Genomic DNA, 13,827 nt, shown 5'->3' with positions numbered 1-13,827 from the left:
GACTCTTAGGAAGTCGGAATTCCGCAACGGGCGACCGCTTGGCCCAAGGCATCTTCAAGCTCCTCGAGCGGCACCGGCCGGCTGAGCAGGTAGCCTTGCATCCATCGGCAGCCGAGGGAGCGCAGCGCCTTCCATTGCTCGATCGTCTCGATGCCTTCCGCGACGACCGCCAGCTCGAGCCGTTCGCACATCGCGAGAAGCCCTTCGACGATCGCGCGGCTTCTCGGATCGTGCGGCAGCGCCTCGACGAACAGCCGATCGAGCTTCACCTTCTGTACCGGCAGCTTCATCAGCAGCCCCAGCGTCGAGTATCCGTGACCGAAGTCGTCCAAGGCGAACGTCACGCCCATCTCGCGCAGCCGCATCACCTGCGGTTCGATCGCTTCGATGTCGAACATGCTGATCCGCTCGTTCAATTCGAATTCGATCCGATCGGCCGGGAACGACGTCTCGCGTAAGACGGCCGCGACGAGTTCGGGGAAGTCCGGCCGGCGCAGCTCGATCGCGTCGCAATTGACGGCGAGCTTCGAAATCCGGCTTCTCCATCCAGGCAAGCTCTGCAGTTGCAGGCATGCGTTCCGCAGCGTCTGCAAATCCATCTCGAGCAAATATCCGGACTTCTCCGCATGCGGCAAAAAGGCGTTCGGACCGACGACCCCCATCTCGGGATGCTTCAACCGGATCAGCGCTTCGACGACCGTCTCGCCTGTCGCGGCTTCGACGATCGGCTGATACATTACATGGAAGGCGTTATGCTTCACCCCCCGCCGCAGTCCGTTCTCCGGAATGAGCTCCTCGAGCTCGTCCTCGTACACCGCGATGCCTTCCTTCCCGTTCTTCTTGATTTGATACATCGCTGCGTCGGAACGAATGATATGATCCGAGAGCGTCGTCCCCTCCATGCTGACGCCCATGCTGACGGTAATTTGAATCTCGTGGCCCATCACGTCGAACGGCGCCGTCAACTGCTCGTAGATCGACTCCGCGATCCGATGGGCCTGTTCCGCGCTCCGATGGAACAAGAGCACCATAAATTCGTCTCCCGCATACCGGGCGGGAATGCCGATGCCGCGAACCGTATGCTTCAGCCGATCCGCGAACCGCTTCAGCAGCGCGTCGCCGAAGGGGCGGCCGTACGCTTCGTTCACCGCCTTGCAGCGATCGATGTCGATAAAGACGGCGGACAGCTCCGCGTCCGCGGACAGATGATCGTAAAACATCTCTAAGTAAGTACGGTTATATAACGAAGTAAGCTCGTCTATGTATAAGCTGTCTTCCACGTCGACCAATACGCCGAGGAAGACGGCCGCCTGTTCAAGGTAAGTCAGAGCGGGCGCCGTAAACCCGTTCGGACGGTCCAACGCGCAAATCGTACCGAACTTGCGTCCGTCCCGTCGACGGACGGGCACCCCGATGAAGGAACGCGGGCCGAGCATGGCGGTCAAACCGAGATGTTGCGTAAGCGGGTGCGCGGCCGTATCCGGAATCATGACGGGTTCGTCCTTGTCCAACACGAGCTTGCAATAAGACTTCTCGTAGGAGAGGGTATCGTCTTCCTCGAACGTCTGTTCGCTCCGGTTCCAAGCGCTGACGATCCGATTCTTCTCCAGGTCGCTCTCCGCTAGGAAGAACGTATTCGCGCCGAGAAGCTGGCCGAGATGCTCGAATACGACCTGCGAGGCTTCGTGTAAGACTTGTATCTGTTTCAAGCTGCTCCACCCTCTGCGACAGTGACTGACTCCATTTGACATTATTCGACAGCCATTGTCGTTTTCCTGCTTTGTCCCCGATTATTTTCCATCGGACAATAACGAACGACCCTTCCCCGATTTCCTCGAGGAAGGGTCGTTATCGTTACGCGTGCGGAAGCGTCAATCGCAGCTTTCGGAGAATGGAGCCGAACTCGTCCGGCGGCGGCGCCTGGAACGTCCGGCCGTCGGGCAGCGTAATCCTCCAGGCGTGCAGCAGCTGGTGGTTTACGCCCTCGTACGGCCGCCCGCCGTATTTCACGTCGCCGAGAAGCGAGTGACCGATGCTTTGGAAGTGGGAGCGGATTTGGTGCGTACGTCCGCTCTCGAGATCGACCTCGACCAAGGTATAACCGGAAGCCGAATGCAGCGCTTCGTACCGAGTCATCGATTCCTTCGCCTCTTCCGCGGTCGATACGCGCGTCCGGTTCGACCTCTCGTCCCGTTCGAGGGAAGAGGAGATTTCGCCTTTGCCCTCGAGGCGTCCCTGCACGATCGTCACGTAATATTTGCCGATCTCCCGCCGCTGCACCCATTGATTAAGCTTGTGCAGCATGCCCGCCGTCTTGCCGACCAACACGAGCCCGCTCGTGTTGCGGTCGAGCCGGTTGGCGGAGGCCGGTAAGAACAGCCGGCTGTCGAGCGCGTCCTTCCGGTACAAATATGCATGGACTCTCGTGATCAGGGTGTCCTTCTGCTCCGTTCGGTCGGGATGCGTCAGCAGCCCCGCCGGCTTATTGACTACCAACAGCTCGTCGTCTTCGTAGACGACATCGATGTTCGCGGGAATGCCGATGAATTTCGGCTTCTTCTCCGCTCCGGCCGAGCGTTGGAACGTCTCTTCGTCTACGAAGATCGTCAGCTCGTCGCCGGACGCCATCTCGTAGTTTTGCTTCTTGCGCTTTCCGTTTACGCGCACCTTGCCTTGGTCGATCATCTTGTAAATTTGGCCGAGGGGATAGTTCGGCATCAGCGAGCACAAGTACCGATGCAGCTTCTTGCCGCTTTCCGACGGGGTGACGGTCCGTGTAATCATTCGCGTTCCGCCTTATAGCGACCAGTCGAGCGTAATTTCCTTGCCCGAACGGGAAGAGCGGTAGATCGCGTCTAGAATCAGATTGTTCGTATAGCCCGTCATAACCGAGGTGATCGGCTCCTTGCCGTCCCGAACGCAAGCGAGGAAGTGATCCGACATCCGCTTCCGCGCGCCTTCGTCCTGCTCCGGACGCGAGAGCTCGACTTCCATGGGGGCGTCGAATCGTTCCGTCAAGAACTTGCCGCGGTTTCCGTACAGCGCGGCGCCGCCGTCCGTACCCATCAAGTGCACGAACGGCGTGCTGTTCGTGTCCATATGCACCGCCCAGCTCACCTCAAGCGTCAACGTCCTGCCGTCTTCCATCCGGATGAACGCCGTCGCGAGATCTTCGACGTCATAGTAGCCTTCCCAATTCGGCTTGCCCCACGTGCCGATCCCCTTCTTCCGCGGGCCGAACTCCGCGTACGTCGCGCCGGAGACGGCGACCGGCTTCGGACTCCCCATCAAGTGCAGCGACAAGTCCAGCATATGTACGCCGATATCGATCAGCGGGCCGCCGCCCGATTCGCTCATGCGGGTAAACCATGTGCCCCAACCCGGAATGCCCTTCCGGCGATACCATCCGGCTTTAGCCGTGTAGACGCTGCCCAGCTCGCCGCGGTCGACCTGCTCCTTCACCTTCGTCGCGAGCCATTCCCACCGCATCTGATGCGCGATCATGACGATCTTGCCCGTCTCTCGCTGCTTGCGCACGATCGCCTTCGCGCTATCGAGATCGATGCCCATCGGCTTCTCGAGCAGCACGTGCTTGCCCTTCTCGAGCGCCAGCGTCGCGACCGGCGCGTGGAATTTGTTCGGCACCCCGACGACGACGGCGTCGACGTCGCTCTCGAGCAGCGCCTCCGCGTTATCGTATACGTTCGGAATCCCGTATTCCTTCGCCCGCTGCTCCGCCAGCGGAAGGTACGCGTCGGTCACCGCGACGACCTCGCATTGGTCCTTCATCGCGGAGAACTGCTTGATATGCTCGTTGCCGATATTCCCGGCGCCGATAACGCCGATCTTCACGATCTTCCCGTTGCTCATGTTCGTGTTCTACCATCCTTCGCTTTGATTATTCCCATTATAATCCTCGGGGCGAAGGAATGGTAGCTTGCCCGCCTCGCCGGTTCAGCCCTCGAGGCGGCGAATTTCCTCTTCGGTCAGCGTCAGGAAGCTCGCGTCTCTGCACGAATGCAGCTCGTCTAGATTGGCCGGACCGATCAACGCGCAGGTCGGGAACGGCTGGTTCAACACGTACGCGAGCGCGATTTGGATCGTCGTGACGCCCTTCTCGGCGGCTAACTCGCTCGCGCGGCGTTGGCGCGCCCAGTTATCGTCGCTGTAGAACACGCGGACGAGATCGGCGTTCTCCCGGTTGTCCGGCGTGAACCGGCCGGAGAAGAAGCCGCGGGCTTGCGACGACCAGGACAGCAGCGGCAGCCGCGTATCGCGATGCCAAGCCCACGTCTCGTCGTCGACCGATACGCAGCCCTTCCAGAACGGCTCGTTCGCGCGAGCGAGGCTGAAGTTCGGGCTGCTGAAGCTGAAGCCGACGAGCCCGTGCGCGGCGGCGTAATCGTTGGCTTCCTGCAGCCTTCGATACGACCAGTTCGAAGCGCCGATCGCCTTCGCGCGTCCCGCCTCTATGTGCGCGTTAAGCGCTTCGAGAATCGGGCCGACCTCGACGTCCGGATCGTCGCGGTGCAGCGCGTACAAGTCGACGAAATCCATCTGCAGCGTCTCGAGACTCCGCTCCATATCGTCGTCGATCGCCGCTTTATTCACGCGGGGACCGTTCGCGTCGTGATGAGCGCCCTTAGTCCAGACGTTGACGCGGTCGCGGTTGCCGCGCTCGCGAATCCATTGTCCCAACGCGGCTTCGCTCTTGCCGCCGCCGTAGATGCGGCCGGTATCGAACGTATTGCCGCCGATCGCGACGAATTCGTCCATGATCGGGGCGATGCGCTCCATAATTTCGGGCGCGTAGTAGTCCGTGCCGAGAATGAGGCGAGATACGCCGCGGCCGACGCCGGGCAGGTCGATCGTATCGATCGTGCGTTGTTGTACCATGGGAAGGTCCTCCTTATAACGTCACGCGAGCTTTCTCGCGAGCGGATTTCAGACAAGCGTCGACGACGCGCATGTTGAGAACGGCGTCTTGCGGCGCGAACGGCAGCGGCGCCTCGCCGTTCGCCGCTCTCGCGAAGGCGTCCGCCTGAAGCGTATAAGTATTAAGCGTCGGCATCTCCAGTTCGGTACTCTGGCCTTTGGAATGAAGAACGATATTTTGCGGGCCGATATACGCGGACGGCACCTCGATGCGCCCGGTCGTGCCGAGAATCTCCAGCGTGTTGCGGAATTCCGCCCACATGCCGCAATCGAACGTCAGCGAGACGTCGTTCGGAAACTCGACGAGCCCGGACGCCATCATGTCGACGTCGCCGTGCTCCGGCGAGAACAGCGCGCGGCAGGTTACCGCTTCCGGTTCCAACCCGGTGACGAGACGCGCGGCCGAAATCGGATAGACGCCGATGTCGTACACCGAGCCGCCGCCCCACTCTTTCACGAAGCGTACGTTGCTCTTGTTCGCGGCGCCGTTGAACGTGAACGTGCCGTGGATGCCGCGCAGCTCTCCGATGTCGCCGGCGGCGATCATCTCTCGAATTTTCTCGTACCGAGGATGCAGTCTATACATGAACGCTTCGGCCAATACGACGCCGGCCCGTTCGCACGCCTCCGCCATCCGCTCGGCTTCGGCGGCGGTGAGCGCGATCGGCTTCTCGCACAGGACGTGCTTGCCGGCTTCCGCCGCCTTCAACGTCCACTCCATATGCAGGTGGTTCGGCAGCGGAATATAGACGGCGTCGATCTCGTCGTCGGCGAGCACCGCCTCATACGAAGAATACGCTTTCGGAATGTCGAGCCGCTCGGCCGTCTCCTTCGCTTTCGTTTCGGTCCGGCTCGCGATGGCCGCGACGACGCCCGTCTCCGAACCCTTAATGCCGGGGATGACCGCACGTTCCCCGATGCTCGAGCAGCCTAAGATGCCCCATTTGATTTGTCGACTTGCCATGACGAACACGCTCCATTCCATGAAATTCTTTGCGACGATATTCATATTATAAAAAACGGATTTCAATCGCGATATAAAAGATTATTGAGATCGGATAGCACAATATTCACATTATCACCAGAACCTAGATCGAAGGCGCGGCGCGTCCCGACGCTTGTCCCCGGCTCGCGGATGCGGTATGATCAAGCCAAAAAAAATCGCCCCGGTACCGTACCGGAGCGACGCGCAAGCATACGAACAAGGAGGCAAGCCAAATGGCGTTCGGCGTAACGAGAGAACAACTCGCGGCCTGGAAGAAAGACGTCGCCGAAGGCCGTATCGCCTTCCTGACCCATTATTGGCTTCACCCGAAGGTTTCCGGCGTCACGTCCGTGACGAAGGTCGGCTGCTCGGATCTCGAGAAGCTCCGTCGATGGGCCGTCTCGCACGGCCTTCCCCCGCAGTACATCCATCATCGCGACAGCTATCCGCACTACGACATCTTCGGAGAGTTGCAAGCCGTCATCCTCGAGAGGGAAGGCCAGTGGGAGCAGCTGCGGAAATTCGGGCCGAAGCCGAAGGACCGCCCGTCCGACCTCTGAACAAACCGTTACTCCTCAGCGATCGGCGCGCTGTCCCATGCAGTCTCCAACGCCTCGAGCACCCAATCCGCCGCCGCTTCCGCGGACGCCGCTAAATTCGAACGGCCGTTCGCGCTCAGGAACGGCGCATGCGAGCGAAAATAGTCGCGATGGCCCCCGATCAACTCCAAGCCCTGCGCACGCGCCGGCGTCCGGGCCGCCCAGGCGCCGATCCGCGCGATCGGATCCGCCGGCTTCCCGCGCGCGTCGGCGGCGTAGAAGTACGCCGTCTTCGACCGGACGCCTCGCGGCAGCGGTGTCTTCGGGGAACCGATCATCGCGACGGCGCCGATTCGGTATCCGCGCTTCGACAGCTCGTCCGCCGCATGCGCCGCCGCGACGCCGCCCCCGCTGTGGCCGAGCAGCGCGACGAAGCCGCAATCCGAGGGCGCCCCGCAGAGACGGGCGGCTTCCGCCGCCTGCCGCAGCTTCGACCTCGTCCAATCCCCGTAAGGCATCAGCGAGAACGACGTCACGTCCCACCCCGCGCGCTCGCATCGCTTCGCCGTCTCCGCGAGGAACTCGTCCATGAAATTCGGCGCCGTGAACACCCCGGCCAACGCGACCAACGTCAGCTTACGGCAGCGTTCGATCATAGTCGAGCGCCTCCGTAATGCGGTCTCCGAGCGACGGGTGCGTGTAGCGGAACCAGTAGGTCAGCGCCGGCGGGTACAGCGTCCCCCGCGAGGATGCGGCCAGCTTCTGGTACATCGTGACGGCGGCGTCCGCGTCGCCGGTCAGCGCGTACGCGTATCGGTCGGCTTCGAGCTCGGCGTTCCGGGACACCGCGCTCGTAAGCGGCGTCGTAACGAACGTCAGGACGGAGACGACGAGCAGCATGAGCGGTAGGCCCGGCCAATCCGCGGGGTGACGAATGAACAAGAAGGATCTCCATCGCTTGAGCGCGAAGCGGTACGCCTTGTTCCCGATCCACAGCAGGAAGAACATGGACGCGACGCCGCCGGCCGCGCTCCACTGCAGATGCTTCTTCACGTAATGGCCGACCTCGTGCGCCGTCAGGACGACGATCTCCTCCGCGGTAAGCTTGTGAAGCGCCGTATCCCAGATGACGATGCGCAGCGACGGGCCGATGCCGTCGACGTATGCGTTGATCGCGTTCGTCTTTTTCGAATAGTTCGCCTCAAACACCCGTTCCGCCGGCACCCCCGCCTTGGCCGTCATCTCGAGCACCGCATGCTCCAACGCCGGATCGGAGAGGCGCTCGTACTTGGTAAACAGCGGATCGATCGCTACGGGCCGGATGAACATCAGAAAGACGAGGAACGGAATCGAGAGCAGCCATAATCGGAACCACCACGTTCCGCCTTTGCGCGCGAGCGCGAAGACGACCGCCCCTACGGCGAGCATCAGCGCGTAATCGACGGCGAGCTGCACCCATTGGTCTCTCCACCAGCCGCCGAACGACAGCGTGGAGACGTCGTAATTCCGCGAAATCGAATACGACAGCAGACGCAGCGGAAGCCCGAGCGCGAACAACGCCGCGGCGATGCCCGCGATGTACGCCGGGAAGCGGAGCCATACGCTGCCGATCAGCCCCTTCAGCCCCTGCGACAACGTGCGGGCGTACCCGCTCGTCATGAGCCAAAGCAGCATGCCCCACTCCCAGAAGTACCCGACGAAAAACAACAGATCGCGGAGCATCGAATACGACGCTGCCCGCGCCACGTCCGCTTCGCTTAAGAACGTCCGCGGGTCGGCGGCCGTGTTCGCCAGCGCTTCGGCCAAGGGCGTCCGGTAGGCGATCCATAAGTACGCGCCGATCGTCCCGGTCGCCAGCAGGAAGAACAGCATATATTTCCGGAAGGCCCGTACGCCGCGCTGCGTCGGGCGGTTCGGCGGACGGCTCGGTTGTCGGTTCGGCGTTCGATGCGAGCTTCGATTCATTGTTCCGTATCACCGCCTATGCTTGAGTTACCCGAACCATTCGATGAGCGCGATCATAGTGATAAGTCCGAAAATGAAGGAAAACGTCGACGAGCTTTCGTTCCCGTCCCCATGGCTCTCGGGGATCAACTCTTTATAAACGACGAACAACATCGCGCCGGCGGCGAACGCCAAGCCGTACGGCACCAAATTCGAGACGTAAGACGTCAAGAAGAACCCGAGCAGCCCCGTCGCGATTTCGACCGTGCCCGTCAGGGTGGCGATCGCGAACGCCTGCCATTTCTTCACCTTCTGCGTCACAAGGAACAAAGCGACGAGGAACCCCTCCGGGGCGTTCTGCAGCCCGATGGCGAGCGCGATGATCGGACCGAGGCCGGCGCTTTCGCTCGCGTAGCTGACGCCGACGGACAAGCCTTCCGGCAGGTTATGCAGCGTGATCGCGGTAATGATGAGCATGCTCTTCTGATCGAATTGCACGGTCGACGTTTTCGAATGCTCCAGATCGATATGCGGCATATACCGTTCCATGACGCTCAGCACGCACGTGCCGAGCAAAATGCCGATCGTGACGGTCAGCAGGTTCGAATGATCGAGCGCGACCGGAATCAGGTTGAACACCGTGGCGGCCACCATGATGCCCGCGGTGAACGCGAGCAGGATATCCCTCCAACGATGCGTTACGACCTTCATCATTAAGATCGGCAGCGCGCCGAGTCCGGTCGCCAGGGCGGAGACGATGCTTCCAATGAGGACTTCTTGCATGGCGCAGCCTCCTAGCTGTCATGAATCAGTTGAGTTACGATTTCTACTATAGTACCATTGGGAATCATAGGTTGAAAATAAGGAGGACCCCCCTTGAACGTCCACGAGTCGATCTCGAAGCACTCGAAGAAGCAGCATCTGCACCTCGTCGAGTTCGAACGGCTGGATGCGCTCCGCGAGGAGGCTATAGAAGAAGCCGTAACGAAATGCAGGAACGGAGAACCGTTCGACGTCGATCGCATTAACGAAGCGACCGCCCGCATTAATGCGCACGCCAAACACGGAATCTCCCCCACTAGGAAATATGTTACGATCGAAATGGTGAAACAATTCGTCTTTTCTTCCAAGGCATGAACGATTTTCCGCGAAAATAAAAGCAGGACGGAACGGCAACCTCGCCGCTCGGTCCTGTTTTTCGTTACGTTATTTTCTTTCGTTCGACGGCTCCGCCGCGGGCGCCGCTTCGATCGCGGCGGCCGGGGTAACCGGATCCGAAGGACGAACCGACTTCTGCGTAAGCCCCTTGATCAGCCCTTCGACGTCGATGCCGGATACGTTCTTCAGCATTTCCGGCGCGGTAGCCATGAGCGAGGTCACGTAGTTGCTCACCCTGGCCGCCCCTTCGCCGTGCCCCGTATCCACGACGGTCAGCTTGTCGATCGCGGAGATCGGCGCCGCCACCTTGCCCGCGAGCTCCGGCAGCATCTTCACGATGATGTCGAGCACCGCCGCCTCGCCGAACTTCGCGAACGCCTCGGCGAGCTTCTCCTTCGCTTCCGCTTCCGCGAGACCCCGGAGGCGGATGACCTCGGCGTCGGCCGTCCCCTTGGCCCGCTCGGCGTCGGCGATGGCAAGACCTTCGAGCCGCTTCTGCTCCGCAAGCGCCTTCGCTTCGGCTTCGATTCGGAATTGCTGCGCCTCCGCCTCGCGGATCGCCCGCGACTTCGCCGCTTCCGCCGCCTGCTCTACCGAGTACCGGTCCGCGTCGGCCTTCTTCTTCACTTCAGCGTCGTATTGCTTCTCGCGGCGGGAAATTTCCTTCTCCTCGATGTCGATCTCCCGCTCCTTGCGCACGATCTCGATACGCATCTGTTCTTCGACCGCGAGCTGCTTCGACTTCGCCTCTTGAATATGGTACGCCTGATCCGCTTCCGCCTTCGCCACGTCCTGCTCTCGCCGGAACGCCGCGACCTTCAATTCCTTCTCCTTGTTCGCCTCCGCGACGTTCGTATCGCGAAGCAGCTCGGCCTTCTGCCCTTCCTCGTCGGCGCGCGCCTTCTGGATCCGGGAGTCCCGTATCGCTTCCGCTTCCGCGATTTCCGCGTCGCGCTTGACCGCCGCGATACGCGGCTTCCCGAGCGCATCCAAATATCCGTGCTTGTCGCGGACGTCCTTGATCGTGAACGACACGATCTGCAGCCCCATTTTCTTAAGATCTCTAGCCGCCACGCCTTGCACTTCCTGCGCGAACTTATCGCGATTGCGGTACACTTCCTCGACCGTCATCATCCCGAGGATGGCCCGCAGATGACCTTCGAGCACCTCTTGCGCTTCGCCCTTCAGCGCCTCCGTCGGCTTGCCCATGAACTGCTCCGCCGCGGTGGCGACGTCCTCGGTCGAGCCGCCGATCTTGATGATCGCGACGCCGTCCGCCATGACCGGCACGCCCTGCTCCGTATACACCTCGGGCGTCGAGACGTCCAGCTTGTGGGATAAGAGCGATAAAAATTCCGCCTTCTGGAAGATCGGCCAGATGAATGCGCCGCCGCCGCGGACGATCTTGATCTTCCGGCCCGAATCGTCGACGAGCACGTTCTTCGAGCCCAGCAGCGAACCGGTCACCACCATCGCCTCGTCGGGACTGACCGTCTTGTACCGCGCCCAGAACGCGAGACCGAGAAGCACGATCACGCCGATGACGACGACCGGCACGAACAACCAAGACTCCGTCGTTAAAAAATCCATTCCTTCTCCTCCTAATTATGTATTGGATAAGATTCCGACCATCGGCACACGGTGACGACGCCGTCCTTCACGTCGATCGCGAGCACCCGCTCGCCGGCTTGGATCGTCTCCGCATCGTCGCTGTTCGCGGTATGATACACCAAGCCGTGACCGAACGTAAAGCCCACTTCGCCGTACCCGCCGGCAGGAATCGGAACCGACACCTCGCCGAGCTTGCCTTCCAGCTCCTTCATCGAATACGCGACCGAATTTTCCGCCTGGCTCATCGGCTTGACGTAGAAGAAAAACAACCCGATCGCGAGGAGCGCCGCCGCGAGCGCCGACAACAGGACGACGGTCCAGACGCCGAACGAGCCGTATTCGGTCAGGAGAATACCCGCTCCGCCGAAGGAGACGATGCCGCCTGCGATAAGAATCGGATGCGCCGCGTCAGGCAATGCATCGAATATCCCGTCGACCCAACCGCCCGCGATCGTGTCGAACAACACGAGCAATACCGCGAACGCCGCGCCGCCGAGGAAACAAAACCAATACACGTCCAACATGTCGATCGCACGCACGCTCCTTTTCATTTCCGATTGTGGAATCGTTCTCCAATTATATACGCACGCAAAGCGGAAAACGTTTCACGAGGTGAAGCATTCGCTTTCTTCCATGCGGAACGCGAAAGACGCTCCCGGTCCCGTAAGGGGGCTCCGGAAGCGTCGCCATCCGCGTGCAACCTTGTTACACTCTGTGAATCGGTTGCGCCGGTCTATCCAGCGCTTCGCGCCACATCTTCCTCCACGCCTCGTCGTCCTTCAAGACGCTGTCCGGATTCGCACGGCTTCGAACGACGAACGACGGTTGGTGCGATCTTCCCGACGGTGCGCCGGTCTTATGGTATCGCAGATCGAGCGACCAGCGCACGATGTTCGACCGGTTCGTCGTGCCGCGATGCGGCGTATATTTGTTCATGATGACGATGCCGCCCTTGCGACATTCCGCGGTAACCGGTTTGACGCCCGGCAGCAGCTTCGGCACGATCGTCGTGCCTCCTTCCGCCTGATGCTCCAAATACCCGAGCTTGAACACCTCCGGCATGACCTCCATACAACCGGTCTCCGCCGTCGCATCGACGAGCGGCATCCAGAACGTTAGAATTTCGGACGCTTCCGAATCTTTCGACGTGACGGCGGCATCTTGATGCCACGGCACGTTCTCGTACCCTGCGGGCTGTTCGTCGTCGCCGGTCCACGGCATTTTCGCGCGGATATGTTGAATCGGGTTACAGCTCAGCTCGCGGCCGAGCAGGCTTTCGACGACGTCCAGCAGCTTGTCGTTGCGCAGGAAGTCGAACATGGCGGAGCCGAGCAAGAACATGATATCGAATCGTCTGCCGATGTCCGGGCATTGCCGGTGGAGCAGCGCGTAGCGCCGTTCGAACGGTTCGTCTTCGTGCAGCGACGCAATCTTGCCTTCCGCATGGAGCGCGCGCGCTCTCCGGTCGATCTCCCGCTCCAGCTCCGCGATGACCGGCGCCAAGTCGGCGTCGGTAAAGACGTCTTCGGCGATGACATATCCGTACGTTTGGAAATCAGCGACTTGCTCCCGGGTTAAGCTCATGGATCAGACCCACTCCTCGATACGTAAGATGGTTGCCTTCCTGTACCTGACAGCCTCAGTATAGGGCAACCCTCCGCTTCGCAGAAGACACGATCTATTCCGTTATGCGGACTATTTTATCCGGTTTCTCGCCAAGAGCCGCTTGCGGAACGCCTGCGGCGACTCGCCGGTCGCGCGGCGGAACACCCTCGCGAAATAGGACGGTTCCTCGTAGCCGAGCTTCTCCGCGATCGTATAGACGGGCAAGTCCGTAAGGGCGAGCAGCTTCTCCGCTTCGCGCATCCGAGCCGCCTGCAAATAACCCATCGGCGTCTCGCCGGTTCGTTCCTTGAAGACGCGGCATAAGTAATTCGGCGTCATATGGGCGAAGTCGGCCGTCTCTCCAAGCGTCACGGGGCGTCCCCGGTTCGCCTGAAGGAACTGCTTGACGCTGTCGATCAACGCCTCCGACGAATCGAGGGCCTCCTCCTCGCGGCTCGCGCCGAACGCGACGGCTTCCGCCCGCGATAACAGGTCCGCGACCGCCAAAGCGAGGCTGCCCCGCGTCAGCGGACTCCGGTACAGCTCGAGGACGCGCTCGAAGCCTTCCGTCAGCAGCGGCTTCATCCGCTCAGGCACGCGGAACGGCTGCGAGCGGAACTCTTCCGGCAAGCGCCGCCCCCGGGACGTCTCGACCAAGTCGAAGAAATCGACCTCCGCCGGCTCCTCCCGTTCGTCCAACAGCCGGAACGTGCATTCCAGATCGGTCAGCGGCTCTCCGTCGCCGAACAAGAAGCTATGAGGCACGTTCGGATTAATAATATACAGCAGTCCCGGCGCCGCCGTCGTTTCGGTGCCGCCGACCGTTACCTTCCCCTTCCCCTCCAGCACGTAAATCAGATGAAACACCGGATGCCGGTGCATCGCGACGGCTTCGTTCCGCCGATTCCGCATGACATTCGTCGTAACGTGCTCGATCGCGTAGTTCGCGCCGCCCGCCGATAGACGAAACTCCATTCCGCCCCACCCCTCTTGGAAAATATATCATGGCTGGCGGGACGACGTATACCGTCTCCCGCGATGCATAAGGAA

The 13,827-nt window shown here is 61.1% G+C and carries 14 protein-coding genes; 2 read left to right on the top strand and 12 right to left on the bottom strand.

The features are described 5' to 3' along the window. Window positions 1-5: 5 nt before the first annotated feature. The 5 genes from FE782_RS21650 to FE782_RS21630 all read right to left on the bottom strand — a co-directional run bounded on the left by FE782_RS21650 (window position 6) and on the right by FE782_RS21630 (window position 5,899). Window positions 6-1,709, bottom strand: coding sequence for a putative bifunctional diguanylate cyclase/phosphodiesterase (locus tag FE782_RS21650; RefSeq protein ID WP_158299496.1), 1,704 nt, complete (start codon window positions 1,707-1,709; stop codon window positions 6-8). Between the two features lie 145 nt (window positions 1,710-1,854). Further along, window positions 1,855-2,784 (bottom strand): RluA family pseudouridine synthase, encoded by a 930-nt coding sequence (locus FE782_RS21645; protein WP_138196424.1) that lies wholly within the window; start codon window positions 2,782-2,784, stop codon window positions 1,855-1,857. Between the two features lie 12 nt (window positions 2,785-2,796). Further along, window positions 2,797-3,870, bottom strand: a complete 1,074-nt coding sequence (locus tag FE782_RS21640; RefSeq protein ID WP_138196423.1) for a Gfo/Idh/MocA family protein — start codon at window positions 3,868-3,870, stop codon at window positions 2,797-2,799. An 84-nt stretch (window positions 3,871-3,954) separates the two neighbouring features. Then, entirely contained in the window at window positions 3,955-4,878 is a 924-nt protein-coding gene (locus tag FE782_RS21635; RefSeq protein WP_138196459.1) for an aldo/keto reductase, read from the bottom strand. Between the two features lie 31 nt (window positions 4,879-4,909). Next, a complete protein-coding gene (locus FE782_RS21630; RefSeq protein WP_138196422.1) occupies window positions 4,910-5,899 on the bottom strand; it encodes a Gfo/Idh/MocA family protein in 990 nt (329 codons plus the stop codon). A gap of 254 nt (window positions 5,900-6,153) precedes the next feature. Between FE782_RS21630 and FE782_RS21625 the strand changes: the two genes are divergently transcribed. Beyond that, complete coding sequence (locus FE782_RS21625) at window positions 6,154-6,480, top strand: hypothetical protein (protein ID WP_138196421.1); 327 nt, start codon at window positions 6,154-6,156, stop codon at window positions 6,478-6,480. An 8-nt stretch (window positions 6,481-6,488) separates the two neighbouring features. Here FE782_RS21625 and FE782_RS21620 read toward each other — a convergent pair whose 3' ends face one another. From FE782_RS21620 to FE782_RS21610, 3 genes are read right to left on the bottom strand one after another with little or no spacing between them, the layout of a single operon-like run. Beyond that, window positions 6,489-7,115 (bottom strand): hypothetical protein, encoded by a 627-nt coding sequence (locus FE782_RS21620; protein ID WP_138196420.1) that lies wholly within the window; start codon window positions 7,113-7,115, stop codon window positions 6,489-6,491. Continuing rightward, a complete protein-coding gene (locus FE782_RS21615; protein ID WP_138196419.1) occupies window positions 7,096-8,424 on the bottom strand; it encodes a M48 family metallopeptidase in 1,329 nt (442 codons plus the stop codon). Before FE782_RS21615 ends, FE782_RS21620 begins: the two co-directional genes overlap by 20 nt. A 27-nt stretch (window positions 8,425-8,451) precedes the next feature. Then, on the bottom strand, window positions 8,452-9,186 hold the full coding sequence (locus FE782_RS21610; RefSeq protein WP_138196418.1) for a ZIP family metal transporter: 735 nt from the start codon (window positions 9,184-9,186) through the stop codon (window positions 8,452-8,454). A 93-nt stretch (window positions 9,187-9,279) separates the two neighbouring features. Between FE782_RS21610 and FE782_RS21605 the strand changes: the two genes are divergently transcribed. Beyond that, window positions 9,280-9,540 (top strand): DUF2533 family protein, encoded by a 261-nt coding sequence (locus FE782_RS21605; RefSeq protein WP_138196417.1) that lies wholly within the window; start codon window positions 9,280-9,282, stop codon window positions 9,538-9,540. 69 nt (window positions 9,541-9,609) lie between these two features. Here the strand turns inward: FE782_RS21605 and floT are convergent, their stop codons facing one another. The 4 genes from floT to FE782_RS21585 form a co-directional block, all read right to left on the bottom strand. Then, window positions 9,610-11,151 (bottom strand): flotillin lipid rafts scaffold protein FloT, encoded by a 1,542-nt coding sequence (gene floT / locus FE782_RS21600; RefSeq protein ID WP_138196416.1) that lies wholly within the window; start codon window positions 11,149-11,151, stop codon window positions 9,610-9,612. 11 nt (window positions 11,152-11,162) lie between these two features. Then, complete coding sequence (locus FE782_RS21595; protein WP_238392599.1) at window positions 11,163-11,711, bottom strand: NfeD family membrane protein; 549 nt, start codon at window positions 11,709-11,711, stop codon at window positions 11,163-11,165. Window positions 11,712-11,877: 166 nt separating this feature from the next. Further along, a complete protein-coding gene (locus FE782_RS21590) occupies window positions 11,878-12,756 on the bottom strand; it encodes a phytanoyl-CoA dioxygenase family protein (protein WP_138196415.1) in 879 nt (292 codons plus the stop codon). A gap of 111 nt (window positions 12,757-12,867) precedes the next feature. Continuing rightward, window positions 12,868-13,752, bottom strand: a complete 885-nt coding sequence (locus FE782_RS21585) for an AraC family transcriptional regulator (protein ID WP_138196414.1) — start codon at window positions 13,750-13,752, stop codon at window positions 12,868-12,870. Window positions 13,753-13,827: the final 75 nt, after the last annotated feature.

This window comes from Paenibacillus antri (genome assembly GCF_005765165.1).
Classification (GTDB): Bacteria; Bacillota; Bacilli; order Paenibacillales; family YIM-B00363; genus Paenibacillus_AE; species Paenibacillus_AE antri.
The sequence above is the reverse complement of the archived record's forward strand: the minus strand, read 5'-3'. Positions and strand labels throughout refer to the sequence as shown.

What these genes read in the sequence shown, in the direction of transcription:
- FE782_RS21645 (WP_138196424.1), bottom strand. Translation starts at nt 2,784, where the DNA reads ATGATTACACGGACCGTCACCCCGTCGGAAAGCGGCAAGAAGCTGCAT.
- FE782_RS21640 (WP_138196423.1), bottom strand. Translation starts at nt 3,870, where the DNA reads ATGAGCAACGGGAAGATCGTGAAGATCGGCGTTATCGGCGCCGGGAAT.
- FE782_RS21630 (WP_138196422.1), bottom strand. Translation starts at nt 5,899, where the DNA reads ATGGCAAGTCGACAAATCAAATGGGGCATCTTAGGCTGCTCGAGCATC.
- FE782_RS21625 (WP_138196421.1), top strand. Translation starts at nt 6,154, where the DNA reads ATGGCGTTCGGCGTAACGAGAGAACAACTCGCGGCCTGGAAGAAAGAC.
- FE782_RS21620 (WP_138196420.1), bottom strand. Translation starts at nt 7,115, where the DNA reads ATGATCGAACGCTGCCGTAAGCTGACGTTGGTCGCGTTGGCCGGGGTG.
- FE782_RS21615 (WP_138196419.1), bottom strand. Translation starts at nt 8,424, where the DNA reads ATGAATCGAAGCTCGCATCGAACGCCGAACCGACAACCGAGCCGTCCG.
- FE782_RS21610 (WP_138196418.1), bottom strand. Translation starts at nt 9,186, where the DNA reads ATGCAAGAAGTCCTCATTGGAAGCATCGTCTCCGCCCTGGCGACCGGA.
- floT (WP_138196416.1), bottom strand. Translation starts at nt 11,151, where the DNA reads ATGGATTTTTTAACGACGGAGTCTTGGTTGTTCGTGCCGGTCGTCGTC.
- FE782_RS21590 (WP_138196415.1), bottom strand. Translation starts at nt 12,756, where the DNA reads ATGAGCTTAACCCGGGAGCAAGTCGCTGATTTCCAAACGTACGGATAT.
- FE782_RS21585 (WP_138196414.1), bottom strand. Translation starts at nt 13,752, where the DNA reads ATGGAGTTTCGTCTATCGGCGGGCGGCGCGAACTACGCGATCGAGCAC.